A 26,203-nucleotide genomic window follows, 5' to 3' on the forward strand; every position below is an offset into this window, starting at 1 on the left:
CTTCCTCCAGCAAGCTCGCTGCGGTTGTATGACAGGCAATGACGGATAATACAGACGCCACCTTGGCAAAGCTCCGCCACGTCGCGCTGCCGTTAAAGCCGGAGATTTGACTCAGGGCTTCGAAGCCATCATCTGGAGCTACGTGGCGGTGCCGACAGATGAAATCGCGGCCAATGGTATCGAGACCTCACGCTCCGTGTATCGCTTGCCATTCCTTGAACAGATCCGGCACGTCTTCGGGGTTTTCCTCGTAGCTTCTCAAGTTCGGCAGGATTGCCCAAGGTTGCGCAACACTGGTCCAGGCCTGGGCGATTGGAGTGACCGCCTGCGGTTGGTCGAGCGTGCCGGGCCGCACATTGATGATGTCGGGATAGGCGCTCATCTCCGTGTAGGTGCGGGTAAGACACTGCGGGCATATGTGCTGTCGATGCATCGCCCCGCTGCCGCCGGGAGAGTCACATGAAAGCGTCTCGCCTGCGGTTCTCTCGAAATCCTTTCGCCACGTGATCATCGATAGCGAGAACGCGCTTCCCGTCCTCTGCTTACAATTGCCGCAGTGGCACACAAGAACGCCTAGCGGCAGCCCGGTGACGCGGTAACGCAGCGATCCGCAGATGCACCCGCCGGTGAGTGGTAGATAAAGCGCAGTCATCTTGCCTTGCCCGACAGCATGAGGGGCAATTCGAGTTCGATCCGGTCATGCATGACCTTCGGCGTGATGCGCCCGCGCTCGAGGCGAACCAGGCCGTATCCTTCCATTATTCTCAGCGTTCGAGACAAGTTCGACTTGGCTTTGCCGGTGATCCGGCAGAGCTCGTCGAGTGAACCGGGCGCTTTCTCGGCGATGACGCGCAGCAACTCGCGATTGTCGGCCGACAGAATCTTGGCGAATGACTCTGTCGAGGTGAACCAGACCTTCGGCCCATCGATCGCCACGCGTCGCTCGCCACGCACCGCAGCCAGGGTGCGCGCCTTCATCTCCTTGTAGCTGGCGATACCGACCTTCAGCGTCGTCATGGGATTACTCCTCTATCGCGCAACACGTCGTCCGAGGCCTTCCAGAAGTCGGCCATTATACCGATCACGTCTTCGATTTCCGCCGAGGCGAGATCCGCTCCCGCTTCGCCGCTACCCGATGCGCGGCCGCCAGCGCGGACCGCGCCCACAGGACGAGTTCGTCCGGTTCATCGAGCAGGCGCTCCGGCGCGCGCCAGAAGGACAGGTCGATGGTGCGGCCGCCCTTCTCATAGGTGAGAGGCGGAGAGGACCCGGCTTCGCCGAAGTCCTCACGATTGTGGTCGTCGACGCGAAAATAGAGCGTATCGTCGGCCACAATGGCGAACATGACGCCGTCGCAGAACACGCCGGCCTTGCCGAACATGCGGCGCATCGAGACGCGGCCGAGCGGCGCGAGCTGCTCGCGCAGGAATTCGGCAAAGCTGTCACTGGCAACCATCCGCTCCCCGTACCCGATTCGTCGACGCCATTACGGACCGGCTTGTCCGACTATGCGAAATTCGGCGTTGTTTTACACGCATGGCTTCGGGCGTTGCACACTTGATGCAGGTCAACGCGTCCCGTGACAGTTGTCCGGCATTATTGCCGACACGTTACGAGCGAGCGATCCAAGCGGTTCGAGAGTCGAAGATGCACCGGAGCGCGTCAGCGCTCGGCGGTTCATGCCGCAGCGTAAGGACTGCGCGCCCGATCACAGGGATGGATCTGGCCCATGCACCTCCTCAAGACACTCCGCCGAACCTGCCTGCTGCTGGCCCTCGTCGCAACGACTCTCGGCCCGCCCGCGCTTGCGCAGACCGGACCGCTGCCTCCGGGAATCGTCGTGGTCGGACCTGTCGCACGCGGCAGGACCTTCCCCATCGGCGAGCGCGGCGTCGCCTATCCGTCGGTCACGAATGGTATCGATGCCAACAACTATCTGGGAAGCCTGGTCACGCCGACGACGCTGTCGTTCGTGAACTCGGCCTCATCGGGCGCCTCGGCGGTGATGACCACCGCGCCGACCCAGTACATCCGTTTCTATGCTCCGGGCAGTTCGAGCCAGCAGGGCGCCTTTCTCGTCGGCTCCAACCAGATCCGCGGCATGTCGGCGGCGCAGATCCGCGACTTCCTCGCCCTGCCCTTCATGCCGACGATGATGACGATCGTGCAATTGCCGGCCGGTACCTGTCTGCTGGTCGGCACGGCCGGCCCCATTGCCGGCTGGGGACGCGGCGGCGCCGTCCAGGAATACCTGATCGGCAAGAGCACGGACGGCGGCTGCAGTTCGGGCGTTCCCGCCTTCACGGGCACCTTCATCAATGGGCAGAGCATCCCGTCGGGCGCATTGCTCTATGGGCCGCGCGCCGGCGGCGGCAATGCGGCGTCCGTTGCCGGTGCCCTCGACCGTGGCCCCTATCCCGCGCTCTACAGCGGCATGGACAGTCTCTACAACGCGCTCGACGTCGTGAACTACGGCGATCCTTCGCAGTTGCAGTTCGCCCTGCGCCAGCTCGATGGCGAGGTCCATGTCACCACGCAGTCCGTGCTGCTGGGCGACAGTCTGTACATCCGCGAAGCGCTGCTGGGCCGGATGCGTCAGGCCTCTTTCACGGCAAGCAGCCAGAGCGGCGGCTCGGCGCTCGCCACCGGAGGACCGGTACTGGCCTATGCCAATGCGCCGGATCAGGGCAGCGCGACCAGACGATCCGACTATGGTCCAGGGTTCGACGGCAAACAGGATCCGGCGCTCGCCGAAACGGCTCCCACTCCGGACATCGAGCGCCGGACCACCTTCTGGATGCAGGGCGTCGGCGCCTGGGGAACCAACCAAGGCAACAGCAATGTGGCGGGCACATACCGGTCTCTAGGCGGGTTCCTCGCCGGCGTGGACCGGCAGATCACCCCCAACTGGTTTGCCGGCCTGGCCGGCGGCTACACGAACTCTTCGGTCAGCGTCGGGGACCGGTTGAGCGCCTCGAACATCGCCAGCGCCCATGTCGGGGGCTATACCGGGGCGTCCTTCGGCGACCTCAACGTCCGCGCGGGTCTGGCGGCGAGCTTCAACACCGTCACCAGCAATCGTTCCATCGTGTTCCCCGGCTTCGCTGACTCGCTCAACGCCAAGTACACATCGACGACGACGCAGATGTTCGGCGAGGTGGGCTACGGTGTCGCTGCCGGCCGGATCGCGGCCGAACCCTTTGCCGGACTCGCCTTTGCCCATCTCGATACGGCCGGCTTCAGCGAAAGCGGCACGCCCGGTATCGCCGCGCTCACCTCGTCTGGCAACAGCGTCAGTGTCGGCTTCTCCACGCTCGGCCTGCGGGCCGCGACGAACTTCGCGCTTACCGACAGCATGACGTTGTCACCGCGTCTCTCTGCTGCCTGGCAACACGCCTATGGCACCGTCGCGCCAACGGCGACGCTCTCCTTTGCAGCCAACGGGGCGAGCTTCACCACGACCGCGCTGCCGATGGCACAGGACTCGCTGCTGCTGCAGGCGGGAGTATCCCTCCTTCTCAACCGGCAAGTCGCGCTCGACGTCGCCTATCTCGGCCAGCTCGCTTACGGCATCCAGGACACGTGGTTGACGGGCCGGGTCAGCCTGCGATTCTGATCCGGGCTCGCGGAAACATCATCGGCAGGATTGTCGCCGTCTCTCTAAGGCTTGCGCGCGCAGGCCCGCTGGATCTGGAGCGCCGTTTTCGCCAGCAAGCTGCGCGACCGTTCGATGGCCGCCCGGGACTCGGCGATCAGATGCGCATCGAGTTCGCCCGACCAAGCCCTCTTCTCGGCCAGGGACGACCGATCCTGTCGAATCTTCTGTGCAGAAGTGATTCCGCCATCGCGGCGTTTGGCCATGCGCTCCTCCGCTAAGGGCGGGAGCGCAGGACACCAGTCTGGAGTGCCTCGGTCTCTCAGGCGCCAGCAGCCATAAGCCGATGCGCTGGCGATAAAGGCACCGTACACCTGTGGCAGACCGATGGAAAGCCCGGTCCGGCAGAGGGGTGCCGGGTACGCGAACGGACCTCATGGCCGGCATGGGAACCAACGAGGGCATGGACGCGCTATAGTTCATGCCGCATCCCAAGCCTGCCATTTCCTCCGAACAGCCGGCCATCGGCGCACCCGATATCTCGGCGCTGATCCTTGCCGTTCTCAAGATCACCTACGACGCGACCCGCAGCCGCGCTGCTTCGTCGTGCGTGCCCGCGGAGAGTCCTGGGCTGGAGGACTACAGCAGTGGCCAGATCGATTCGGCGGTCCTGCTCTCGCACACGCTGGGCTGGCTCGCGGTCGGGAACGCGTCGCCTTCCAGCGTCGCGATCACCTTTCGCGGGATCGATGTTCTCAAGAAGCGGGGCCTCGCATGAGCGAAGATCCGGACGGCTTCCGCGCCCTGCGGGAATATCGGGTTACCCTGCCCGATGGCGTGATCGCAGATATCGCCTTCGTCCTGTGTGACCTGGCGCAGGACACCAGTTCGAGCCAGTTCGCCCGCGAGCAGAAGGCCAGGGCCTATGGGCTGATTTCCATCCTGGGGCCCGTCGACGCCCCGGAGTACCCCATCATCTGGCTGCAGCACCCGGACCATATCGCGCTCACTCTCTCGGACGAGGACGCCGACCTCAGCGCCGACCTGAAATTGGTGATCACACGCTACTTGCCCCTGTTCTTCGCCGAGGTCGCGCCCCTCGCCCCTGAACTCGCGCGACTGAAGCTCAAACCAAGCGTGCCCGAGGCGACGATCCACTGAAGGCCACCCCCTTTCGCGCGAGCTACGCGGCCGCGAGATAGATCAGCCGACCCAGCGCTCCCAGCCCGAGGGCGAGCGCAGCCACCGTCTGAATGAAGAAGCCGGGGAAGCGCTTCTCGGGGGCCGCGAGATAGCCCGCAAAATAGATCAGCCGCCCGACGATCCAGACGGCACCCAGGATCGAAGCCCACAGGGGGCTCCAGTAGAACGCGAACAACCACATCGCCGGCAAGAAGATCGGCATCCATTCGAGCGTATTGCTATGGGCCCGCACGGCTCGCTCCAGCTGCGGATCGCCCGTCATCCTCGGTGCCAGTATGCCCGTCCTCGAATGAGTACGCGCAACGGTGATCGCCATTCCAAAGCAGGTGAACCCCGACAGCAGGGTGACGATGGCGACGGCGTAGTAGGTGTCCATATTTTCCTCCCGTAGGGGTCGAGCCACAAACCTTGCCGCAACGATCTCCCCCGATGTCAGCAGCGTCATTGCCGCGAACGATGACCGCGGCATGCGGCACGGCCTGCCGACGCCATCTCATGCGGCTCTGCGAAATTCGAGCGGCTTTTACACGCGTGACGGCACGCAACGGTTCCTCTACGCTTCGACAAAATGAGAATTTGGAGGAAGCGGTAATGTCCAAGGGGTTCACTACGCGTGCCATTTCCCGTCGACGCGCCTTGCAGGGAGCCGCGGCCTTGGGCGGCCTCGCGGCGCCGATGCTCAACAGCGTGACGGCCTACTCCCAGAGCGGCGGCTTCGACTGGAAGCGCTTCAAGGGGCAGGAGGTCGAGGTGCTGATGGAGACCGGTCCGCGCGCCGATCTCATGAAGAAGTACAAGGGCGAATTCAAGGACCTCACCGGCATCGAGCTCGGCATCGAGGTGATCCCCGAGCAGCAGGCGCGGCAGAAGGTGGCGATCGAGCTGAATTCGGGCAAGCCGAGCTTCGACCTGTTCAACTTCGCCTATCACGTCCAGAAGCGTCAGTTCGAGAAGGGCGGCTGGCTGCTCGACATCACCTCGTGGCTCAAGGATCCGCAGATGATGCCGGCCGAATACGAGCTGGGCGATGTCTCCAAGCTCGGCATGAGCTTCGCCACGACGTCCGACGGCAAGGTCAACAGCCTGCCGATCCTGTGCGACTACTTCATCCTCTATTACAACAAGGACCTGTTCGCGAAGAAGGGCGTCGCTGTCCCCAAGACGCTCGACGAGATGATGGCGGCGGCGGCCAAGATCAACGATCCGGCGGCCGGCATCTCGGGCTTTGTCGGACGCGGCGTGCGCAACGCCAATGTGGTGCTGTGGACGCAGCTTCTTTCCGGCTGGGGCCAGGAGACCATCAAGGGCACCAAGCTGATCACCGACACGCCGGATGCGATCGCCTCCGCCGAATACTACAAGAAGCTGCTCTCGAGCTACGCGCCGCAGGGCGTGGCCGGCTTCAACTGGAACGAGGCGCAGGGCCTGTTCATCCAGGGCAAGGCAGGCATGTGGATCGATGCCACGGGCTTTGCCGCCCCGATCGAGGACAAGACCAAGAGCCGGGTTGTCGGCAAGGTCGGCTATGCCCTGCCGCCGTCGGGCCCGAAGGGACATGGCTCGGTGACGTTCGGTTCGGGCATGGCGATTCCCAAGGCGAGCACCCACAAGGAAGCCGCCTATCTCACCATGCTGTGGATGACGGGGCCGAAGATGGCGGGCCGCATGCTGCAGGTCGGCGGCGGCATTCCCTTCCGCACCAATCCGCTCAAGGATCCCGCCGTGCTGGCGGGACTTACCATCCCGAGGGAATGGGCCGAGTGCGCCGCGGGTTGCGCGCCGATCTCGATGTCGGGTCTGCCGGTGATCGTGCCGGTGACGGAGTTCCGCGACGTCATCGGCACGGCGCTGACCAACATGCTGGGCGGCGCCGATCCCGCGACCGAGCTCAAGCGGGCGACGACGGAGTTCCAGCCGGTCATCGACAAGAGCGAACAGACCTGAAGTCAGAACGGGACGCGCAAGCGTAGCGGAGCGTACATGGTGGACGTGTCCATGGCGGAGGCGGGCGCAGGCCCCGTCCCGCAGAAGGGCGTGGAGGGCGAACGACGCCTGCGCCCCTATCTTCTGTTCATCTGGCCGGCCCTGATCGTGTGTTCGGCGGTGATCATCTTCCCGTGGCTGTTCACGGTCTGGATGAGCCTGCACGATTTCCGCATCGGCAGCCCGATGACCTTCATCGGACTCGACAACTACAAGGATCTGGCCACCAACCGGCGCTTCCTCGAGTCTATCGGGCATACGTTTTATTTCACGGTACTGTCGGTGGCCCTGCCGATGGTGCTGGGCACGCTGGCGGCGCTGGTGTTCCACAAGAAGTTCTGGGGCCGCGGCTTCTTCCGCACCCTGTTCATCATGCCGATGATGGCGACGCCGGTGGCAGTGTCGCTGATCTGGACCATGATGTTCCATCCGCAGCTCGGCGTGCTGAACTACCTGCTGAGCCTGGTCGGACTGCCGCCGTCGCAATGGGTCTACGCGCCGGGCACGGTGATCCCGAGCCTGGTGCTGGTGGAAGTGTGGCTGTGGACGCCGTTCTGCATGATCATCGTGCTGGGCGGCCTCGCCTCGCTGCCGAGCGAACCCTACGAGGCGGCGCTGATCGACGGCGCCAGCCAGTGGCAGATGTTCTGGAAGATCACCTATCCGCTGGTGGCGCCGTTCCTGGTCGTCGCGCTGATCATCCGCACCATCGACGCGCTCAAGGCGTTCGAGACGATCTGGGTCATCTGCAACGGCGGACCGGGCACGGCCAGCGAGACCATCAACGTCTATCTCTACAATCAGGCCTTCGCCTACAACCAGGTCGGCACGGCAAGCGCCGTCGTGGTGGTGTTCTTCGCCATCATCGTGGCGCTGTCGCTGATACTGCTGTGGGCGCGCCAGAAGGCAGCGTGGACGTGAGATCTCTGAACATTGCGAAGTCATGGGAGCGCGCCACTCCAGTGGCGCATCATGCGCATGAGCGCCACTGGAGTGGCGCGCTCCCATGACCCCCCGTACACGCCGCCGGATTCGAAGGCTCGCCGACCGGACGGCGCTCGGCCTGTCGGTCGCGGTCCTGCTCGCCCCCTGCCTGTTCGTGTTCTTCTGGATGGTGTCGCTGTCGGTGAAGTACGACATCGACAATACCGCCTGGCCGCCGGTCTTCTGGCCGGAGCAAATGACGTTCGAGAATTTCAAGAAGGTGTTCGAGGAAAGCCCGATGTTCCTCTATTTCTGGAACTCGGTGCAGGTCACGGGCTCGGCCACGCTGGTGTCGCTGCTGCTGGGCGTGCCGGCCGGTTACGGCATTGCCAAGGCCAAGGCGAACAGGATGGCGGGCGTTCTGCTGCTCAGCCGCATGACGCCGGGCCTTTCCTATCTGATCCCGCTGTTCACGCTGTTTCAGATCATCGGCCTGATCGGCACGGTGTGGCCGATCGCGCTCACGCATCTCGTGATCACGCTGCCGATCGTGGTCTGGATCATGATCGGCTTCTTCGAGACGCAGCCGCACGAGCTGGAGGAGGCCGCGCGCATCGATGGCGCCACGCTGTGGCAGGCGTTCCGCTATGTCGCCCTGCCGCTCGCCCGGCCCGGCATCGTCGTCGGCGCGATCCTGAGTTTCATCACCTCGTGGAACAATTTCATCTTCGGCGCCGTCTTCGCCGGCCGCACCACCCGCACCATGCCGGTCGCGGTCTACAACATGCTCACCTTCGAGAGCTTCGCCTGGGGACCGCTCGCCGCCGCCGCCATCGTGGTGATGCTGCCCGTGATCCTGCTCACCATCGTGATCCAGAAGGAGATCGTGCAGGGGCTCTCGACCGGTGGCGTGAAGTAGCGACTTTCAGGCCACGATCGCCGCCTTCTGCGCGATGAGCAAGCGGATGCGCTCGGCGTCCGCCGCCGTGGCGGGATTGTAGATCACCAGACTCAGATCAGGCCGACCATCGACGGCGAAGGCGGAATATTCCAGGCCGATCAGGCCGGCGACCGGATGCCGGATATGCTTGGTGCCTTCGCCGTGCGTGGTGACGTCGTTCTCGCGCCAGAGCGCGTCGAACTCGGGGCTGAGCCGGCACAGCTCCTCGACCAGCGCCTTCACCGCGGAGGCGGCTCCGGCGCGCGCGGCATCGGCGCGAAAGGCCGCCACCACGAAGCGTGCGACACTCTGCCAATCGGGCTGTGCGGCGCGCGCATGGGGATCGAGGAAGATGAGCCGCAGCACGTTGCGCTGGGCCGCGGCGAGCCGGCCATAGTCCGTCAGCACCGCCGCCGCGGCGCGGTTCCAGGCCACGATGTCCCAGGTCGCCGTCCGCACCATGGCCGGGCTGAGCTCGAGCGCATCGAGCACGCGCTGCAAGCGCGGCGTGACGCCCTCGACTGCCTGGTAATGGACTTCCGGTGGGCGCCCCAAGCCCAGCAGGAAAAGGTGCTCGCGTTCGACATCGGTCAGCATCAGGGCACGCGCGATACGGTCGAGAACGGCTGCCGAAGGTGCCCCTCCCCGTCCCTGTTCGAGCCACGTGTACCAGGTCGTGCTGACGTTGGCGCGTTGCGCCACTTCCTCGCGGCGCAGACCCGGCGTGCGCCGGCGCGTGGACGAAAAGCCCAGTGCCGCCGGATCGAGCTTGGCGCGGCGATCCTTGAGGAAAGTGCCCAGCAGATTGTCGTCGAGCGTCGCCATGGAGAACCGGTTAGTCTGTTTACCCGTATAACGTCCCTACTTTACCCCGATAAGGCGCAAACAGATAGTCACCTCCGTTTCCAATCGGAGGCTTTGCCAATGCGTGTGTTTGTCACCGGCGCGACCGGCTTCGTCGGCTCGGCCGTCGTCACGGAACTGATCGCGGCCGGGCATGACGTGCTCGGGCTTGCCCGCTCGGAGGCAGGCGCGACGGCTCTGGCCGCGGCCGGCGCCCAAGTCCATCGCGGCTCGCTCGAGGATCTCGATAGTCTCCGCACTGGCGCCTCTGCCGCGGACGCGGTCATCCATACCGCCTTCAACCATGACTTCTTGAGATTCGTGGAGAATTGCGAGATGGACCGCCGCGCCATCGAGACATTAGGCGCAGCGCTGCAGGGTTCCGACCACCCGTTGCTGGTCACGTCGGGATTCGCCCGCCTCTCGCCGGGGCGCACCTCGACGGAAAACGATCCGCCGCCGCCCCACTCTCCCGCTTATCCGCGCGTCTCCGAGGCGGTCGCGACGACGCTGGCGGCGCGCGGCGTGCGGGCATCGGTCGTGCGTCTTGCCCCGTCGGTCCATGGCGATGGCGATCACGGCTTTGTGCCGCGTCTCATCACCTTTGCGCGGGAGAAGGGGGTATCCGCGTATATCGGTGACGGCCTCAATCGCTGGCCGGGCGTTCATCGGCTCGATGCCGCCCGCCTCTATCGGCTCGCCATCGAGAAGGGCGGCACCGGCGCCTACCACCATGCCGCCGCCGAGGAGGGCGTGCCTTTCAAGGAAATCGCGCAAGTAATCGGACGACGGCTCAACGTGCCCGTGGTCAGCAAGACGCCGCAGGAGGCACAGGAGCATTTCGGCTGGTTCGCGCCCTTCGCGGCCATCGACTGTCCCGCCTCCAGCCGCCTGACGCGCGAACGCCTCGGCTGGGAGCCGACCCAGCCGGGCCTGATCGCCGACCTCGATCGCCCGCGCTACTTCGAGGGCTGACGCGGCGCGCTACTTCTTCGCGCCGGGCAGGAAATCGTCGAGCGGGACGCCGAAGCTGTTGAGCGCCCAGGAGACGAGATTGTACTGGCCGATGGTGAACACGACGTCCATGAGCTGCTCGGTCGAGTAGCTCTTGGACAGGGTCGCCCAGGTGGCGTCCGAGACGACGGAATTCTCATAGAGATCGTCGGCGGCCTGCATCAGGGCCGCCTCCTTCTCGCTCCATCCTACCGCCTTGGGGCCTTCCTTGATGCGGGCGATATCCTCGTCGCTCACGCCGCCGCGCTTGGCGATCAATTCGTGCTGCGCGAATTCATACTCGGCCTGGTTGAGCCAGCCGATGCGCAGGATCAGCAGCTCGCGATCGCGGAACGGCAGAGTCTGCTTGCCCAGGATATGTCCGGCGAAGGGCGTCCAGCGCTTCACGAGCTTGGGGTGATGGGCCAGCACCTTGAATATGTTGAAAATGCGGCCACCCATCGCGTTCTTCTCGATGGCTTCGCGGTCTTCTTGCGCCATGGTCGAAAGGTCGCGCATCGGGATACGCTGCTTACGCTGGATCATCGTGTTTCCTCCTGTGCCGGAGCGTAACATGTCCGCTCACCATGTCCTTCACGATCCGTAGACGTCGCGTGCTCGCGACTGGCCTGGCGACCGGCCTCACGACTGGCACCGCATTCGGCGTGACAGGTCCCGCGCTCGCACAGCGGCGCGGCGACGAGTTCGAAATCGCGAGCAGCGAAACGGCGACCATCGACGGCCGTCACTGGGACACGCCGATCGTCGGCGGCCTCACCGTCGATGCCGTGCATCGCTCGGTCCTCCTTCGCTTCCCGACCGCCGGCGACGAGATCAGTGGCTTCCTGCGGGAGGGCCGCGTGTTGGCGCGCGCCGAACTGGTGATGAGCTACGGCGGCTACGAGATCGTGCCGGACGGATATCTCTGCCGCGATGGGTTGGGCCGCAAGCTCTGGACCGACGATCCGCCGACCTGGCACATCGAAGCCTTCCCGTTGCGACGGCTCTGGATCGCCGACCGCGATCACGGCCCGACCTTCAATGCCAGCGCCAATGGCCTGCGCTATTGGAGCCGGTATGGCGCCAGCGATACGGAGCGCGATCGCGTGCCGGGCGCGATGGCACCGCAGGAGCTGTCGATCTACGCCCGCGAGGCGCGCTTCGACATCACCCCCCTGCTCGCCACGGCAGTCGTCGAGCGCGAGGCCGGTGCGCGGCTGCGCTGGTTGCAGGAGAGCGGGTTCCTGCTGCGCAAGGTCGAGATCTACGATTCGCGTTATCGCCAGGCCGACAATGCCTACGAATGGGCCATGCCGACCGGCGGACACGGGCTGAGCTTCGTCAAGCCGCGCCTCGTCCTGACCGGCCGCCCCACCAGCGGCATCGTGTCGATCGTCATGCCACCGGCGTTCGAAGCCGACTGGCAGGTGAAGACGGCCGACGGCTCGCGGCCCACCGCCGTCATGCCGAGCGCGCAGCAGGTGAGCGATGCCGGACGGCGCGCGACGCTGGTGCGCGGCGACCGCCCGAAAGGGGAGATCGATCGCATCGCCGAGCTGCGACGCGCAGGCGGTGACAATGTCAGCGCGCTGGCCGAGGCTGGAAGCGACAAGGGCTACAAGGCCTATCTCGAACAGATCCGGCTACTGCTCTCGATGCCGCCGCGCTACTGGGTGGGATGGTCGATCGAGGACTATGTCCTGATCTGGTATCAGTTTCGCAGCCTTCTGGCGCCGCCGGTCCAGGACCATCTCAAGGCCTACTGGACCGCATGGCTGCAGCCCGACCTGCCGACCAGCGCCTTCGCCTTTCCGCAGGGCGCCGATTCCAACGATTACTGGCGGCGCAACCGCGATTGGCGTGGCCGCGCTTCCTTCTTCCGCGACGGCTTCAACTTCGCCGTCAGCACCCAGAACTTCAATCACACCGCCGCCATGGGCGCCCTGCTGGGCGGCGCGATGATCGGATCGGACCATGCCATGGGCGACGGCCGTCACGGGCTGGAGACCCTGCTGCTGCGCTTCTGGGGCTTCCTCGACGGCGGCACCCAGGAGGTGCTGGATCACTACTATCTGTCGATCACGCTCAGCGGCCAGAAGATGTTCGCCGATTTTGCGCCAGCGCCCGTCGATCGCCTGATGGGGCGCATCCTGGTGGATCGCACCATGGAGATCCTGGTCTCCTATTTCCATCCGGCCTTGCGCCGCTTCGTTGCTTCTTCCGGACGCGCGCGACTGTCGGGCGTGCTGGTCGAGCAGGACGGCATCTACGGGGCCTTGCACACCGTGTCGAAGCGCGGCGCGATCAAGTACGCCGACCAGCCGGCCGACGCCACGGTCCATGGCATGCCGGTCTGGGGCTACGACTTCCCCCCGGGGCGAGTCGCGATCCAAAGCCTGCAGCAACCCTGGGCGCCAGCCTGGGTATCGGGTCTGATCGACGACAAGCCCGTGCCGTTCGAACACACGTCCACCGAGACGATCCGCGGCTTCTTCAAGCCTCCACTATGGCGGCGCAGCTATCTCGGCAAATGGCACGGGCTGGCCAGCGCCGACATTCATGGCGGCACCATCGATGTGCTGGGACAATGGGTCCGAACCGCCTCCCAGTCGACGCGACTCGAGGATCTCGGCACCTTGACGGTGCGATACGCGGCGAATCGGCCGGACCTCGCCACGACACGTGAAGGCATCGCGCCCCAGGCCGGCCTCACCCTCACCTACCAGAGTCGCAATCGAGCCATCGTTTTTGCCAAGCCGCATGCCAACCGCGACTGGTTCATGGAGGCCGTCGGCAAGGAGGGGCTGTCGCAACTCGCCACCGTGGTCGGCCTCTGGAACTTTGCCGACAGCAAGGACTGGGAGATCTTTGTCGATGGGCAAAAGGTGGAGGCGTTCCCGCATCGTCTGACAGGCAAGCAGCGCATCCTGATCCGCGACGGTGTCAGCTATCTCGCGATCCTGCCGCTGCCGACGGCCGATCTCGGCCGCGATGCCGAGATCGAAATCGGCCCGGGCATCGGCGGCAAGAGCGATCAGATGCAGGCGGAGATCGCACCCGCCCTCGTCATTTCGATCTACAATCTCAAGCGCGACAAGCCGGTCGATGGAATCGATTTCGACGCCATCGCCCATCGCACCTATGGCGGTTTCGTCCTGGAGATGGGCGATGCCGCCCAGCACGGCAGCTTCGACGCTTTCGCAGCGTACATCAAAGCCAATCAACTCACGGCCCAATGGCATGAGGACCGCCACCTGATGGAAGTCAGCTATCGGACCGGCAATGATCTGATGGAGGTGGCCTTCGGCACCGACTTCACGCAGCCGGGCGAGCGGCACTTCGTCCTCAATCCGGGTCAGCAGGAGAAGGCCATTCCCTATCGCAGGCTGAATGGCCAGTGGCCCTATCTGCCGCCGGGCCTCGAGCGCGATACCACCTGGGCACAGCAGGGGACGACCGGACGACTGGAAAAGAATGGCGCCACGCTGACGACCGAGCCTGGCAAGAAATCCTATCTGCTCAGCGATCCGATCACGGGCGCCATCGTCGGCTACAATCCGCTGCCAGACCCTCAGGACTTCGCGTTGACCCATCGCGACGGGCTCACGTTACGCGCCGACGGCAAGGTCGGCCTGCTGCGGGTGGAGTATCGCCCCTGGACCCACGAGATCGAGATCACGCATGCGCTGAAGCCGGACCAGAGCGCCGATGCCTTTGCCAAGACGTTCTCCGTCACTGGCCTCGGCAGTGCGCCGCGCGTCACGCTCAATGGCCGGCCCGTCGAGGCAAGGCGTGCAGGCAACGCTTTTCAGATCGCGGCGCTATAATGCTGTCCTTATCGCGTGCATCCTTCCTACAGCTCGCCGGCGCCGTTCTGCTGAGTGGCGCGGCAATGGCCCAGACAGGAACCCGCATGCACAAACGCAAGATCCCTTCCACCGGCGAGGAACTGCCAGTGGTCGGCTGCGGCACCTGGCAGACTTTCGATGTCGGCACTGGTGCTGCCGAGCGGGCGCCTCTGGCCGAGGTGCTTCGCATCCTGTTCGAGGCCGGCGGGTCGGTGATCGACAGCTCGCCCATGTATGGTCGCTCGGAAGGAGTCGTGGGCGATCTGCTCGCGGCAGCGGGAAGCCGCGACAAGGCCTTCGTGGCGACCAAAGTCTGGACCACCGGCCGCGACGCCGGCATCGCGCAGATGGAACGCTCCTTCAAGCTTCTGCGCACCGACAGGATCGATCTGATGCAGATCCACAATCTCGTGGATTGGCAGACGCACGTCCCGACCCTGCAGGCCTGGAAGAAGGAAGGCCGCATCCGCTATCTCGGCATCACCCACTACACGGAAAGCGCGCACGAGACCCTGCAGTCCGTCTTGCAGCGCGGCGGCTTCGACTTCGTTCAGGTCGACTACGCGTTGGACGATCGCGGCGTCGAGCGGCGGCTGCTGCCTTTCGCAGCGGAGCACGGCATCGCCGTCATCGTCAATCAACCCTTCGGCGGCGGCGGACTACTGCGCAAACTCAGCGGTCGCAGACTGCCCGACTGGGCAGCGGAGATCGATTGCACGAGCTGGGCCCAGATCCTGCTGAAGTTCGTGCTCGCGCCACTCGCCGTCACCTGCGTCATCCCCGGTACCGGCAAGCCCGAGCATATGCGCGACAATGTCCGGGCCGGCTTCGGCCCCTATCCGGACGCCGCTCTATTGCGCCGGATGATCGGCGACGCCGGCCTCTGATCTAGAATTCGACCACGGGCGTCGGCGGCACATAACGCTCGAAGACCTGCAGGAAAGGTTGACCCCGTTCCGCTTCGTACCAGGCCTCGAACTCCCGAAAGGCCGCGATCGGGTCGACCGGAGCCGGCTTGTCGGCGTTGGAATCCCCTTCCTCGGCCGGAGGATGGGCTTGCGCATGCAGCGCTTCGGCGATGGGACGCAGCGCGCCGATCAACGGTCGTGCGCCTTCGCCCAGCTCCGCGAGATCGTTCTCGACCCAGCCGATCTCGCGGAACAGCGCGACGAGCTGGCGTTCGACGGAAAGTTCGCGTTCGGGCTCGAGAGCAGCGACACGAGCCATGTCCGACAGCGCGTTGAGGCGCCGCCAGGCAAAGGCGCGCGCCTGTTCCGCCGCCTTGATCTGTGCGTCGACGCTGGCACGGATGGAACGCTCGGCGGCCTCGGCCGCGGTGCAGTCGGCCTGGAGACGGTCGATCAACGACTCGAGGACACTCGGCATGGGCCGTTCACTCCTGTGATCGTTCCATCATGCCAATGACAAAGGGGTTGGGCGCGCGAGAAAAGCCTTCCTCGCCAACCAACATATCCAGTCCCAACGAGGCGAGATCGTCGGCGAAGGGTTCCACGGGCTTGGCGTGATCGAGATAGAACACTTTGGAATAGCCATGACACTTCTCGCAGCACTCCGCTCGCACGAATGAGGCGCCGGCGAACTGGCGAAACGAGACCTTGTCGGTGCTGCCGCAATGGATACAGCGGACCCTCACATAGCGCCAGGCTGTGGCGCATAGCGAGCAGTGCAGATGACGGTGGCCGAACTTCGTACCTCCCGGTGAGACGATACCGGCGACCGACGGCGACGCGCAGACCGGGCAGGTTCCGGTCTCGGGCGCATCTGAGGCGAGATCGGCTTTGTCGAGAAGCGCGGCCATGCGTGTCCAGGCGACTTGCAACGCCGCCGCAACGAAGGTGACCGCCGCCGCATCCTTTCGCTCGACCTCTCCCGAGAGAAACCTGTCGGCCATGGCCTCCAGCACCGCAGGCGGCGTTTGTGCCAGCGACGCGACCGTCGCGCGTGCCGGTTCGGGCAGCACGCTCCGGTCGATGGTCTCGATGATACGGTCGAGTGCTGCTCGCCAGGTCGCGTCGCGGCCTGCACTTACGGGATCGAGCGGCGAGCGCCCCGAGCGACGCATCGCGGCCACCTCCGACGACGCCGGCAGCGTTCCCGGCGGCAACCCCGATAGAGATGCTTGTTGCGCCGTCGCCAGCGCCGCCATCAGCCGCAGGAATGCCTCGAGCTCGTGTCCCGGCGCCAGGGCGCTCAGGCGCTCAGCCCGGCGCGAAAACACGACGGCGAGATCGGGCAGCCGAATCGCCTCGCTGTCGGCGACATCGCCCAGCGTGCCTTCGCCGAAGCCCGTGGATGGAAAGGTCGACCGCTCGCTCAGGGCTTCCCGACTTCCTGCCGGAACCACTTGCGGTGATGGCGAAAGCCCCAGCCGCGCGTGACCGTGCCGCGCGTCATGGCCCGCAACGTTCCCTTGACCCAGATCACGGCATACATGTGCACGATCCAGATCAGGATCGCCGCGATGGCGCAGACCGAATGGGCGACCATGGCGATGCGCTTCTGCTCGATTGTCGTGGCGTCATAGAAATAGACGTCCCACAGCACCAGGCCACTGACGAACAGCACCAGGATCAGGATCGACTGGCCCCAGAAGACGAGCTTCTGGCCGGCATTGTATTTGCCGAGCTCGGGCAGCCCTTCTTCATGGTTGTTGATGACCTTGCCGAGATTCTTCATCCAGACCGTGTCCTCGGGCTTCCAGAAGTTGAGCGACACGAAGCGGACGAACAGCAGCAGGAAGCTGACGGCCAGCACCAGACCGATCCAGGGATGGATAGCCCTAGTGGATTGGCCTCCCCCGAACAGATTGGTGAGGAAGAACAGGCCGGGATGAAACAGAGACAGACCGCTCAAAGCCAGCAGGATCAGCGACGTCGCGGTGATCCAGTGATTGATGCGAGCCGCGGTCGTGTATCGGGAAACGTCGCGTTTGTCGTTGCTCATGCGCGCTTGTCTCCGGCCAGCTTGTCGGCCTCATGTTCCTCGGCTTCGGATACCTCGTTCGGGCCCTTGGTGATGTAATGCAGGAAGCCCGCGACCCCGGCGAAGGCAATGGCTGCCAGCGACAGGGGCTTCACGACGCCTTTCCAGAGACTGACAAGCGGGCTGATGCTGGGGTCGTCCGGAAGTCCCGAATAGAGCGATGGCTTGTCGGCATGGTTGAGCACGTACATCACATGCGTGCCGCCGACGCCGGGTGGATTGTAGAGACCGGCATGCTCGAAGCCACGGTCCTTGAGGTCGGCGATCCGCTCCTCGGCATGGACGATCATGTCATCCTTGGAGCCGAAATAGATCGCCTGCGTCGGGCAGGCCTTGGCGCAGGCCGGTGCCTGACCCACCGCCACACGATCCGAGCAGAGCGTGCACTTGTAGGCCTTGTTGTCGACCTTGGAGATGCGCGGGACGTTGAAGGGGCAACCCTTCACGCAATAGCCGCAGCCGATGCAGTTCTCCGACACGAAGTCGACGATGCCGTTGGTGTATTGGACGATGGCACCCGGCGACGGGCACGCCTTGAGACAGCCCGGGTCGGCGCAGTGCATGCAGCCGTCCTTGCGGATCAGCCATTCGAGATCGTCGCCGTTCTCGTATTCGGCGTAGCGCATCACCGTCCAGGATGCCGGCGTCAGGTCGGTGGGGTTGTTGTAGGTGCCGTTCGTCTCGCCGATCGGCTGGCTGAGCGAGAGATCGTTCCATTCCAGGCACGCGGCTTGGCAGGCCTTGCAGCCGATGCACTTGGATACGTCGATCAGCTTGGCGACCTCGACAGGTGCCTGACGCACCTGCGGTGGCGTCTCGGTCGAGGCGGAGCGGCGGCGGATGTCGAGGGATTGCAGGGTTGCCATGGTCCTCCCCCTTACGCCGTTGCCGCGGCTTGAGCCGGCGGGGTGGTTTTCTTCACGTCGACCAGGAACGCCTTGAATTCGGGCGTCTGGGCGCTGACGTCGCCCACCGGCGGCGTCAGCGTATTGACGGGATGCGCCTTCCGCGTCAGGCCGATGAAGCCGTAATGGATCGGCACGCCGACGATATCGCACGGCTTGCCGTCGACCATGATCGGACGGATGCGCTTGGTCACCGCCGCCTTGGCCTTGATCGAGCCGCGTTGGCTCGTCACCTCGACCCAGTCACCGCTCTGGATGCCCTTGGCCTTCGCCAGCCGTTCGCCCATCTCGACGAACAGTTCCGGCTGCAGGACCGCATTGGCGTGCGCGTTCTTGGTCCAGTAGTGGAAGTGTTCGGTCAACCGATAGGTCGTCGCCACGATCGGGAACTTGTCCGGCGTGCCGAACGACTTGGCATCGGCCGCGAAGACGCGCACGACCGGATTGCGGCTGACCTTGGGATGGAGCGGATTGGCGATGAAGGCATCCATCGCCTCGTAATGCTCGGGGAAGGGACCATCGGGCATGCCGGTCCGAGCGAACAGCCGGGCCGTGCCTTCCTGGTTCATGATGAAGGGGCCGACGGCCTTGTCAGGCGGCACGGTCGGCGCGTAGTCGGGCACGTCAGGACCGGTCCACTTCGAACCGTTCCACCACATGTACTTCTTGCGCTCGCTCCACGGCTTGCCAGCCGCGTCGGCCGAGGCGCGGTTGTACAGGATTCGGCGATTGGCCGGCCAGGAGAAGCCCCAGTTGGGATAGACGCCCTTGCCGGTGGGATCGCTGGCATTGCGCCGCTGCGCCATGTTGCCGGCTTCCGTATAGACGCCGGTATAGATCCAGCATCCGCCCGACGTCTTGCCGTCGTCGCGCATGACGCCGAAGGTCGGCAGCAGCTGGCCGGCGCGCAACAGCAGCTTGGCGGGGTCGGCCGGATCGGGCACGTCCTCCAGCGCATAGCCGTTGATGTCCTTCAGCACCTCGGCCGGATCGGGATTGCCAGGATCGCTGTAGTTCCAGGCGAGGTTGAGGATCGGATCAGGGAAAGCGCCGCCTTCCTTGGCATAGAGCGCCCGCAACCGCGCCCGCAGATCGGAGATGATCTGAATGTCACCGCGCGATTCACCCGGCCCTTCCGCGGCCTTCCAGTGCCATTGGATCAGGCGGCTGGAATTGGTCGCGCTGCCCTCCTCTTCGGCGAATGCCGTGGCAGGAAGCTGGAACACTTCGGTCTGGATCGACTTCGGATCGACGTCGTTGAACTCGCCGTGATTCTCCCAGAAGCGCGCGGTCTCGGTCTCGAGCGGATCGATCGAGACGAGCCATTTGAGCTTGGACAGGCCGTTGCGGATCTTGGTCTTGTTGGGACCGGCCATCATGATGTTCATGCCCTGGCAGAACAGGCCGTTCATCTGGCCGGCTGCCATGACATCGATGATCTTCAGCGCGTCGTACGGAACGTCGAACTTGGGCAGGTAGTCGTAGGCCCAATCGTTGTCCTTGGTCGCCGCGGCTCCGAAGAACGACTTCTGCTGGCTGACAAAGAACTTCTCGTAGTTCTGCCAGAAGCTGGTCTGCCCCGGCCGCTGTGGCTTGAAGCGACGGGACTTCATGTAGTCCGCGTAGGTCGCTTCCCTGTCCGTCGGCAGCACCAGATAGCCGGGCGTCGAGGTCGACAGCAGGGCGAGATCGGTGATGCCCTGGACGTTGGAGTGGCCACGCAAGGCATTCACGCCGCCGCCAGGAATGCCGATATTGCCCAGCAGGAGCTGGATCATCGCCATGCTGCGGATGTTCTGGGCGCCGGTCGTGTGTTGCGTCCAGCCCAGCGCATACATCGAGGTCATCGAGCGGTCGCCTGTCGATGTCGAGGCGATCAGCTCGCACACCTTCAGGAACTTGTCCTTGGGCGTACCGCAGATGCGCTCGACCATCTCGGGCGTATAGCGATCGACATGGGTCTTGAGCAGGTTGATGACGCAGCGCGGGTGCTGCAGCGTGTCATCGACCTTGGCCATGCCCTGTTCGTCGAACTCGTAGTCCCACGTCGAGCGATCGACATAGTTCTTCTTGGCTTCGTCGTAGCCGGCGAACAGGCCGTCCTCGAACTTGAAACCCTCCTTCACGATATAGCCGGCGTTGGTGAAAGCCTTGACATATTCCTGCTGGATCTTGCCGGCGCCCAGCAGGTAGCGCATCACGCCCGACAGGAAGGCGATATCCGTTCCCGGCCGGATCGGCGCATAGAAATCGGCCACCGCGGCGGAGCGCGTGAAGCGCGGATCGACGACGACGAGCTTGGCGCCGTTGTGGGCCTTGGCTTCCACCACCCACTTGAAGCCGCACGGATGGGCCTCGGCGGCGTTGCCGCCCATGATCAGAATGACATCGGCGTTCTTGATGTCATTCCAGGAGTTCGTCATTGCGCCACGGCCGAAGGTTGGGGCCAAACTGGCCACCGTCGGACCGTGTCATATTCGGGCTTGGTTCTCCAAGCCGAGGATGCCCGTGGCGCGCGCCAACTTGTAGGTCAGATAGCCGGCCTCGTTGCTTTGCGACGAGGTGCCGAAGAATCCCGTGCTGACCCAGCGATTGACCGTGACGCCATCACGGTTCTTCGCCACGAAGTTCTTGTCGCGATCGTCCTTCATGAGCCGCGCGATGCGGTCCATGGCGAAATCCCAGCTCACGCGCTCGAACTTGTCCGAGCCGGCCTTGCGATGCATGGGGTACTTGAGTCGGTTGGGGCTGCGCACGAAATCAAGCACCGCCGCGCCGCGCGGGCATAGTGTGCCGCGGTTCACGGGATGATCGGGATCGCCCTCGACATGAATGACCTCGGAGCGGGCGTTCTTCGAGCGGTCGCCGAGGGAGTAGATCAGCACGCCGCAGCTGACGGCGCAGTAGGGACAGGCATTGCGCGTTTCGGTCGCGCGCTCGAGCTTGAACGGCCGGACGCCAGCAGCGAGGGCATCGCCCGCGTCACCAAATCCCAAGGCTCCAACGGTCGATGCGGCGAGGCCAGCAGCGCTCACCCGCATGAATTGACGGCGCGTGATACCCATTAGCGTTTCCCCCAAGTCCACAACCGACGCCTGCGCGGGCTCCCGACCGCACCGCGACGGTTGTGCAGAGATTGTGCACGACAAATTAATCTTTAATCAACAGAAAAATCAGGGATTTTACAGTCCCGCGTATCGGTAATTCGGGGAGACGCCCCGGCGAATGCCGCCGGAGCGTCGGCCGCGATTACCTGAACAGCGCCATCGCGTTGACGAGCGTCTGCAGCACGCCCCAGGCGAGCGGGATGCCGACGAAGCCCCAGGCGATGACCAGCTGCAGCGGTGTGGTGCCGTTTTGACCGTTGTTGCTCATGATCGATCTCCCTAGGCGCCGGCCGGATCGCCTGCTGCGGCGACTTCCGCCGCGGCGCGTTCGGCTTCGTGGTCAGGTCTCATATGGAAGCGATGATGCACCGCCTTGATGCAGGCATTGCAGATGAAGCCGACCACCAGCAATCCGGCCATGATGTACATGGTCGTGTTGTAGGCCTGCGCCTTCGGCACGCCGTTCCCGATCTGATACTCGCGAATGTAGTTCACGAGCACCGGGCCGAGCACGCCCGCGGCCGACCATGCCGTCAGCAGCATGCCGTGGATGGCGCCGACATAGCGGGTGCCGAACATATCCTTGAGATAGGCCGGCACGGTGGAGAAGCCGCCGCCATACATGCTGAGAATGATGGCGAAGCAGACGACGAACAGCGTCACGCTGCCGATCGACCCGGTCCAGGGCACCAGGATGTAGAGCACCGGTCCCAGCGTGAAGAAGCAGAAGTAGGTGTTCTTCCGCCCGATCATGTCCGAGATCGACGCCCAGAAGAAGCGGCCGCCCATGTTGAACAGGCTGATGAGGCCGACGAAGCCGGCCGCCGCCACCGCGGTCACCTTGCCGGGAAACATCTCCTGGCTCATGGCCGAGGCTTGGCCTAGCACGCCGATACCGGCCGTGACGTTCAGGCACAGCACCCACCAGATCAGCCAGAATTGCGGCGTCTTGAGCGCGTCATAGACATAGACGTCGTTCTTGGTGATGAGCTTCTGCGGCGCGACAGGCGGCTTGTAGCCGGCCGGCACCCAATTGTCCGGCGGCACCCGCACGATGGTGGCGCCCACCCACATGAAGCAGAGATAGATCGCGCCCAGGCACAGGAAGGTTTCGGCGACGCCGATATGGGTCGGGCTGGAGAAGCGCTGCATCAGCCACACCGAAAGCGGCGAGGCGATGAAGGCGCCCCCGCCGAAACCCATGATCGCCATGCCGGTCGCCATGCCCGGCCGGTCCGGGAACCACTTGATCAGGGTGGAGACAGGCGAGATGTAACCCAGACCCAGCCCGATGCCGCCGAACACGCCATAGCCGAGATAGATCATCCAGAGCTGGTGCACATAGACGCCGATCGCCGACAGGACGAAGCCGCCCGCCCAGCAGACGCCGGCCGTGAACATAGCGCGGCGCGGTCCGCCCTCCTCGACCCAGCGGCCGAAGACTGCCGCGGAAGCGCCGAGAAAGAAGATGGCGATCGAGAATATCCAGCCGAGTTCCGTGAGCTTCCAGTCGTCCGGCGCCGATTTGGAAATGCCGATGAGCTTGGTCATCGGCAGGTTGAACACGCTGAAGGCATAGGCCTGGCCGATGCACAGATGGATGCACAGTGCCGCCGGTGGCACCATCCAGCGACTGAAGCCCGGTCTGGCGACCGTCCGCGCGCGCGCGAGAAAACTCATTGGCGTCCTCCTTCGTGGCTCCGCGACAGCGAAGACCACGCTTCCCGATTTGGAATTATCATTGCCCGTTCATTCCCCAAGTTCATTGTTTCTTGGCCTAACTACGCGCTTCCGCCTCCTTGAGCCGGCGGACGGCCTGGCGAACCGGATCGTCGAGATCCGCCCCGCCTTGCTCGAGATGCGCGACAATGGCGGCGCGCATGCGAGGATCCCAGAACTTTCGCAGATGGTCGGCGATGGCGGCGACCGGATCGATGCCGCGCTGGGGCACGAAGAACTTGCCGATCTGGTTGGCCATCATGACGAGCTTGTCGCCTGACACGGTCGCTACTCCGCCGCGGCCTTGGCGATGCGGCGGCTGTGATCGGCCTGCCGCTCATACTCGCGCTGCCACTCGCTCGGTCCGTTGGAGGGTGAAACCTGCACCGCCGTGACCTTGTATTCAGGGCAGTTGGTCGCCCAGTCCGAGTAGTCGGTGGTGACGACGTTGGCCTGGGTCTGGGGATGATGGAACGTCGTGTAGACGACACCGGGCGCGACCCGCTCGGTGATACAGGCCTTGAGCGTGGTGCTGCCGGCGCGGCTGTCGAGCCTGATCCAATCGCCATCGCGCACGCCGCGCTGCTCGGCGTCGTGCGGATGGATTTCCAGAACGTCCTCCTCGTGCCAGATCACGTTGTCGGTGCGCCGCGTCTGCGCGCCGACATTGTATTGGCTGAGGATGCGGCCGGTCGTCAGCAGCAGCGGGAAACGCGGGCCGGTGCGTTCGTCCGTCGGCACGTACTCGGTGATCATGAAATTGCCCTTGCCGCGGACGAAGCCGCCGATATGCATCACCGGCGTACCCTCTGGCGCCGCTCCGTTGCACGGCCACTGGACCGAGCCCAGCCTGTCGAGCAGATCGTAGGAGACGCCGGCGAAGCTGGGGGTCAGCCGGGCGATCTCGTCCATGATTTCGGCGGGATGGTCGTAATGCATCTCGAAGCCCATGGCCTTGGCGATGGCCAGGGTGATCTCCCAGTCGGCCATGCCGTTGCGCGGCGTCATCACCTTGCGGACGCGATTGATGCGTCGTTCGGCATTGGTGAAGGTGCCGTCCTTCTCGAGGAAGGAGGATCCCGGCAGAAAAACGTGGGCGTAGTTCGCGGTTTCGTTCAGGAACAGGTCCTGCACGACCACGCACTCCATGGCCGAGAGCGCCGCCACGACATGCTTGGTATTGGGGTCCGACTGCAGGATGTCTTCGCCCTGGACATACAGCCCCTTGAAGCTGCCTTCGATCGCCGCATCGAACATGTTCGGGATGCGCAGGCCGGGCTCGCGATCGAGCGGCCGGTTCCACAATGCCTCGAAGGCGTGGCGCGTGGCGTCGTCGGAGATGTGCCGATAGCCCGTAAGCTCGTGCGGGAACGATCCCATGTCGCACGAACCCTGGACGTTGTTCTGCCCGCGTAGAGGATTCACGCCCACGCCCGGTCGTCCGATATTGCCGGTGACCATTGCCAGGTTGGCGATCGCCATGACCGATGTCGTGCCCTGGCTGTGTTCGGTCACGCCCAGGCCGTAATAGATGGCCGCGTTGCCGCCGGTGGCGTAGAGGCGCGCCGCGCCACGGATCGCCTCGGCCGGCACGCCCGATACCAGGCTGACCGCCTCCGGGCTGTTCTTCGGATCGGCGACAAACTGCATCCAGTACTCGAACGCATCGCGATCGCAGAAATCGCGGACGAAGGCCTCGTTGATGAGTCCTTCGGTCACGATGACATGGGCCAAGGCGTTGAGGATCGCTGCGTTCGTGCCCGGCCGCAGCGCCAAGTGATAGTCCGCTTCGATATGCGGACTGCGGACGAGATCGGTGCGGCGCGGGTCGACGACGATGAGGTGAGCGCCCTGGCGCAGGCGCTTCTTGAGGCGCGAGCCGAACACCGGATGCGCATCGGTCGGATTGGCACCGATCACCAGCACGACGTCGGTATGCTCGATCGAATCGAAATCCTGCGTGCCGGCCGACGTGCCATAGGTCTGGCTGAGTCCATAGCCCGTCGGCGAGTGGCAGACGCGGGCGCAGGTATCGACATTGTTGTTGCCGAAGCCGCCGCGCACCAGCTTCTGGACCAGATAGGTCTCCTCGTTGGTGCAGCGTGACGAGGTGATGCCGCCGATCGAGAGGCGGCCATATTTTTCCTGGAGGCGCTTGAATTCCGACGCCACGCGGTCGATCGCCACCTCCCAGCTTACCTCCCGCCACGGCTGGTCGATGCTCTCGCGCATCATCGGCTTCAGGATGCGCTCACGATGATTGGCATAGCCCCAGGCAAAGCGGCCCTTGACGCAGGAGTGGCCGCGATTGGCCTTGCCCTCCTTGTAGGGCACCATGCGCACCACTTCCTCGCCGCGCATCTCGGCCTTGAAGCTGCACCCGACACCGCAATAGGCGCAGGTCGTCACCACGGAATGCTCGGGCGTGCCGATCTCGATCACGCTCTTCTCGGACAGCGTCGCCGTCGGGCAGGCCTGCACGCAGGCGCCGCACGAGACGCATTCTGAACTCAGGAAATTGTCCGCCAAAGCGCCGGCGGAGACCTTCGACCCGAATCCGCGACCCTGGATGGTCAAAGCGAAGGTGCCCTGGACCTCCTCGCACGCCCGGACGCATCGCGAGCAGACGATGCACTTGGAGGGATCGAACGTGAAATAGGGATTGGACTCGTCCTTCTCCTGCCCGAGATGGTTCGCGCCGTCATAACCGTAGCGCACCTCCCGCAGGCCGACCGCGCCGGCCATATCCTGCAGCTCGCAATCGCCATTGGCGGCGCAGGTCAGGCAGTCGAGCGGATGGTCGGAGATATAGAGCTCCATCACGCCCCGGCGGATCTGCTTCAGCCGCTCGGTCTGGGTCGAAACGACCAGGCCAGGAGCGACCGGCGTGGTACAGGAGGCGGGAGTGCCGGACCGGCCCGCGATCTCGACCAGGCACAGCCGGCAGGAGCCGAAGGCCTCCAGCGAGTCGGTGGCGCAGAGCTTGGGCACCGAGATGCCAGCATCGACGGCGGCCCGCATGATCGACGTGCCGGCCGGCACGGTGACCGTCTGGCCGTCGATGGTGAGCGTTACTTGTTCCTCCGCTCGGCTGAGCGGCGTGCCATAGTCCGTTTCGGATATGAGCGACATGGATCCTG

General features: G+C 64.5%; 25 protein-coding genes. 9 read left to right on the forward strand and 16 right to left on the reverse strand.

Annotated elements, in window-relative coordinates:
• Positions 1-187: 187 nt before the first annotated feature.
• From B5D62_RS14460 to B5D62_RS14470, 3 genes are all read right to left on the reverse strand, one after another.
• A complete protein-coding gene (locus B5D62_RS14460) occupies positions 188-652 on the reverse strand; it encodes a GFA family protein (RefSeq protein WP_085934543.1) in 465 nt (154 codons plus the stop codon).
• Positions 649-1,017: an HVO_A0114 family putative DNA-binding protein gene (locus B5D62_RS14465; RefSeq protein ID WP_085934544.1), complete on the reverse strand. Its 369-nt coding sequence runs from the start codon at positions 1,015-1,017 to the stop codon at positions 649-651. The genes B5D62_RS14460 and B5D62_RS14465 overlap by 4 nt, the downstream gene beginning before the upstream one ends.
• A 64-nt stretch (positions 1,018-1,081) precedes the next feature.
• Positions 1,082-1,456 carry a TfoX/Sxy family protein gene (locus B5D62_RS14470; protein WP_085934545.1) on the reverse strand — a complete coding sequence of 125 codons (375 nt, stop codon included), beginning with the start codon at positions 1,454-1,456 and terminating at the stop codon, positions 1,082-1,084.
• A gap of 273 nt (positions 1,457-1,729) precedes the next feature.
• Here B5D62_RS14470 and B5D62_RS14475 point away from each other — a divergent pair, with 273 nt between their 5' ends.
• A complete protein-coding gene (locus B5D62_RS14475) occupies positions 1,730-3,616 on the forward strand; it encodes an autotransporter outer membrane beta-barrel domain-containing protein (RefSeq protein WP_085934546.1) in 1,887 nt (628 codons plus the stop codon).
• A 44-nt stretch (positions 3,617-3,660) separates the two neighbouring features.
• On the opposite strand, the gene B5D62_RS14480 is transcribed toward B5D62_RS14475, so the two are convergent.
• Positions 3,661-3,861 (reverse strand): hypothetical protein, encoded by a 201-nt coding sequence (locus B5D62_RS14480; protein WP_085934547.1) that lies wholly within the window; start codon positions 3,859-3,861, stop codon positions 3,661-3,663.
• Between the two features lie 215 nt (positions 3,862-4,076).
• Here B5D62_RS14480 and B5D62_RS14485 point away from each other — a divergent pair, with 215 nt between their 5' ends.
• Both B5D62_RS14485 and B5D62_RS14490 read left to right on the forward strand, forming a co-directional pair.
• Entirely contained in the window at positions 4,077-4,373 is a 297-nt protein-coding gene (locus tag B5D62_RS14485) for a hypothetical protein (protein ID WP_085934548.1), read from the forward strand.
• Positions 4,370-4,756, forward strand: coding sequence for a hypothetical protein (locus B5D62_RS14490; protein WP_085934549.1), 387 nt, complete (start codon positions 4,370-4,372; stop codon positions 4,754-4,756). The genes B5D62_RS14485 and B5D62_RS14490 overlap by 4 nt, the downstream gene beginning before the upstream one ends.
• A 22-nt stretch (positions 4,757-4,778) precedes the next feature.
• On the opposite strand, the gene B5D62_RS14495 is transcribed toward B5D62_RS14490, so the two are convergent.
• Positions 4,779-5,174, reverse strand: coding sequence for an MAPEG family protein (locus tag B5D62_RS14495; RefSeq protein ID WP_085934550.1), 396 nt, complete (start codon positions 5,172-5,174; stop codon positions 4,779-4,781).
• Positions 5,175-5,389: 215 nt separating this feature from the next.
• Between B5D62_RS14495 and B5D62_RS14500 the strand changes: the two genes are divergently transcribed.
• The 3 genes from B5D62_RS14500 (at position 5,390) to B5D62_RS14510 (ending at position 8,624) form a co-directional block, all read left to right on the forward strand.
• Positions 5,390-6,742: an ABC transporter substrate-binding protein gene (locus tag B5D62_RS14500; protein ID WP_085934551.1), complete on the forward strand. Its 1,353-nt coding sequence runs from the start codon at positions 5,390-5,392 to the stop codon at positions 6,740-6,742.
• Positions 6,743-6,778: 36 nt separating this feature from the next.
• Positions 6,779-7,702, forward strand: a complete 924-nt coding sequence (locus B5D62_RS14505) for a carbohydrate ABC transporter permease (RefSeq protein WP_085934552.1) — start codon at positions 6,779-6,781, stop codon at positions 7,700-7,702.
• Positions 7,703-7,787: 85 nt separating this feature from the next.
• The gene (locus tag B5D62_RS14510) at positions 7,788-8,624 is read left to right on the forward strand and encodes a carbohydrate ABC transporter permease (protein WP_085934553.1); all 837 of its coding nucleotides are present in this window, start codon (positions 7,788-7,790) and stop codon (positions 8,622-8,624) included.
• 6 nt (positions 8,625-8,630) lie between these two features.
• Here the strand turns inward: B5D62_RS14510 and B5D62_RS14515 are convergent, their stop codons facing one another.
• A complete protein-coding gene (locus tag B5D62_RS14515; RefSeq protein WP_085934554.1) occupies positions 8,631-9,470 on the reverse strand; it encodes a helix-turn-helix transcriptional regulator in 840 nt (279 codons plus the stop codon).
• Between the two features lie 99 nt (positions 9,471-9,569).
• Between B5D62_RS14515 and B5D62_RS14520 the strand changes: the two genes are divergently transcribed.
• Positions 9,570-10,463: an SDR family oxidoreductase gene (locus B5D62_RS14520; protein ID WP_085934555.1), complete on the forward strand. Its 894-nt coding sequence runs from the start codon at positions 9,570-9,572 to the stop codon at positions 10,461-10,463.
• A gap of 9 nt (positions 10,464-10,472) precedes the next feature.
• Here B5D62_RS14520 and B5D62_RS14525 read toward each other — a convergent pair whose 3' ends face one another.
• The gene (locus B5D62_RS14525; RefSeq protein ID WP_170920939.1) at positions 10,473-11,027 is read right to left on the reverse strand and encodes a carboxymuconolactone decarboxylase family protein; all 555 of its coding nucleotides are present in this window, start codon (positions 11,025-11,027) and stop codon (positions 10,473-10,475) included.
• Between the two features lie 68 nt (positions 11,028-11,095).
• Here B5D62_RS14525 and B5D62_RS14530 point away from each other — a divergent pair, with 68 nt between their 5' ends.
• Positions 11,096-14,308, forward strand: a complete 3,213-nt coding sequence (locus B5D62_RS14530; protein ID WP_139373877.1) for a hypothetical protein — start codon at positions 11,096-11,098, stop codon at positions 14,306-14,308.
• 86 nt (positions 14,309-14,394) lie between these two features.
• Positions 14,395-15,216, forward strand: a complete 822-nt coding sequence (locus B5D62_RS14535) for an aldo/keto reductase (RefSeq protein WP_085934776.1) — start codon at positions 14,395-14,397, stop codon at positions 15,214-15,216.
• Between the two features lies 1 nt (position 15,217).
• Here B5D62_RS14535 and B5D62_RS14540 read toward each other — a convergent pair whose 3' ends face one another.
• The 9 genes from B5D62_RS14540 to fdhF all read right to left on the reverse strand — a co-directional run bounded on the left by B5D62_RS14540 (position 15,218) and on the right by fdhF (position 26,195).
• Positions 15,218-15,715 carry a hypothetical protein gene (locus B5D62_RS14540; RefSeq protein WP_085934558.1) on the reverse strand — a complete coding sequence of 166 codons (498 nt, stop codon included), beginning with the start codon at positions 15,713-15,715 and terminating at the stop codon, positions 15,218-15,220.
• Positions 15,716-15,722: 7 nt separating this feature from the next.
• Entirely contained in the window at positions 15,723-16,694 is a 972-nt protein-coding gene (fdhE, locus tag B5D62_RS14545; protein WP_170920940.1) for a formate dehydrogenase accessory protein FdhE, read from the reverse strand.
• Positions 16,664-17,293, reverse strand: a complete 630-nt coding sequence (locus B5D62_RS14550) for a formate dehydrogenase subunit gamma (RefSeq protein ID WP_085934560.1) — start codon at positions 17,291-17,293, stop codon at positions 16,664-16,666. Before B5D62_RS14550 ends, fdhE begins: the two co-directional genes overlap by 31 nt.
• Positions 17,290-18,198 (reverse strand): formate dehydrogenase subunit beta, encoded by a 909-nt coding sequence (gene fdxH / locus B5D62_RS14555; protein ID WP_085934561.1) that lies wholly within the window; start codon positions 18,196-18,198, stop codon positions 17,290-17,292. The genes B5D62_RS14550 and fdxH overlap by 4 nt, the downstream gene beginning before the upstream one ends.
• An 11-nt stretch (positions 18,199-18,209) precedes the next feature.
• Complete coding sequence (gene fdnG / locus B5D62_RS14560) at positions 18,210-21,302, reverse strand: formate dehydrogenase-N subunit alpha (RefSeq protein ID WP_085934562.1); 3,093 nt, start codon at positions 21,300-21,302, stop codon at positions 18,210-18,212.
• Between the two features lie 184 nt (positions 21,303-21,486).
• Positions 21,487-21,612 carry an MFS transporter small subunit gene (locus B5D62_RS34185; RefSeq protein ID WP_269435100.1) on the reverse strand — a complete coding sequence of 42 codons (126 nt, stop codon included), beginning with the start codon at positions 21,610-21,612 and terminating at the stop codon, positions 21,487-21,489.
• Positions 21,613-21,623: 11 nt separating this feature from the next.
• Positions 21,624-23,024, reverse strand: coding sequence for an L-lactate MFS transporter (locus B5D62_RS14565; protein ID WP_085934563.1), 1,401 nt, complete (start codon positions 23,022-23,024; stop codon positions 21,624-21,626).
• A 97-nt stretch (positions 23,025-23,121) separates the two neighbouring features.
• Positions 23,122-23,346, reverse strand: a complete 225-nt coding sequence (locus B5D62_RS14570; protein ID WP_231714807.1) for a formate dehydrogenase subunit delta — start codon at positions 23,344-23,346, stop codon at positions 23,122-23,124.
• Positions 23,347-23,351: 5 nt separating this feature from the next.
• Positions 23,352-26,195: a formate dehydrogenase subunit alpha gene (fdhF, locus tag B5D62_RS14575; protein WP_085934564.1), complete on the reverse strand. Its 2,844-nt coding sequence runs from the start codon at positions 26,193-26,195 to the stop codon at positions 23,352-23,354.
• Positions 26,196-26,203: the final 8 nt, after the last annotated feature.

The sequence above is a fragment of the Enhydrobacter aerosaccus genome, assembly GCF_900167455.1.
GTDB classification, from domain to species: Bacteria; Pseudomonadota; Alphaproteobacteria; order Reyranellales; family Reyranellaceae; genus Reyranella; species Reyranella aerosaccus.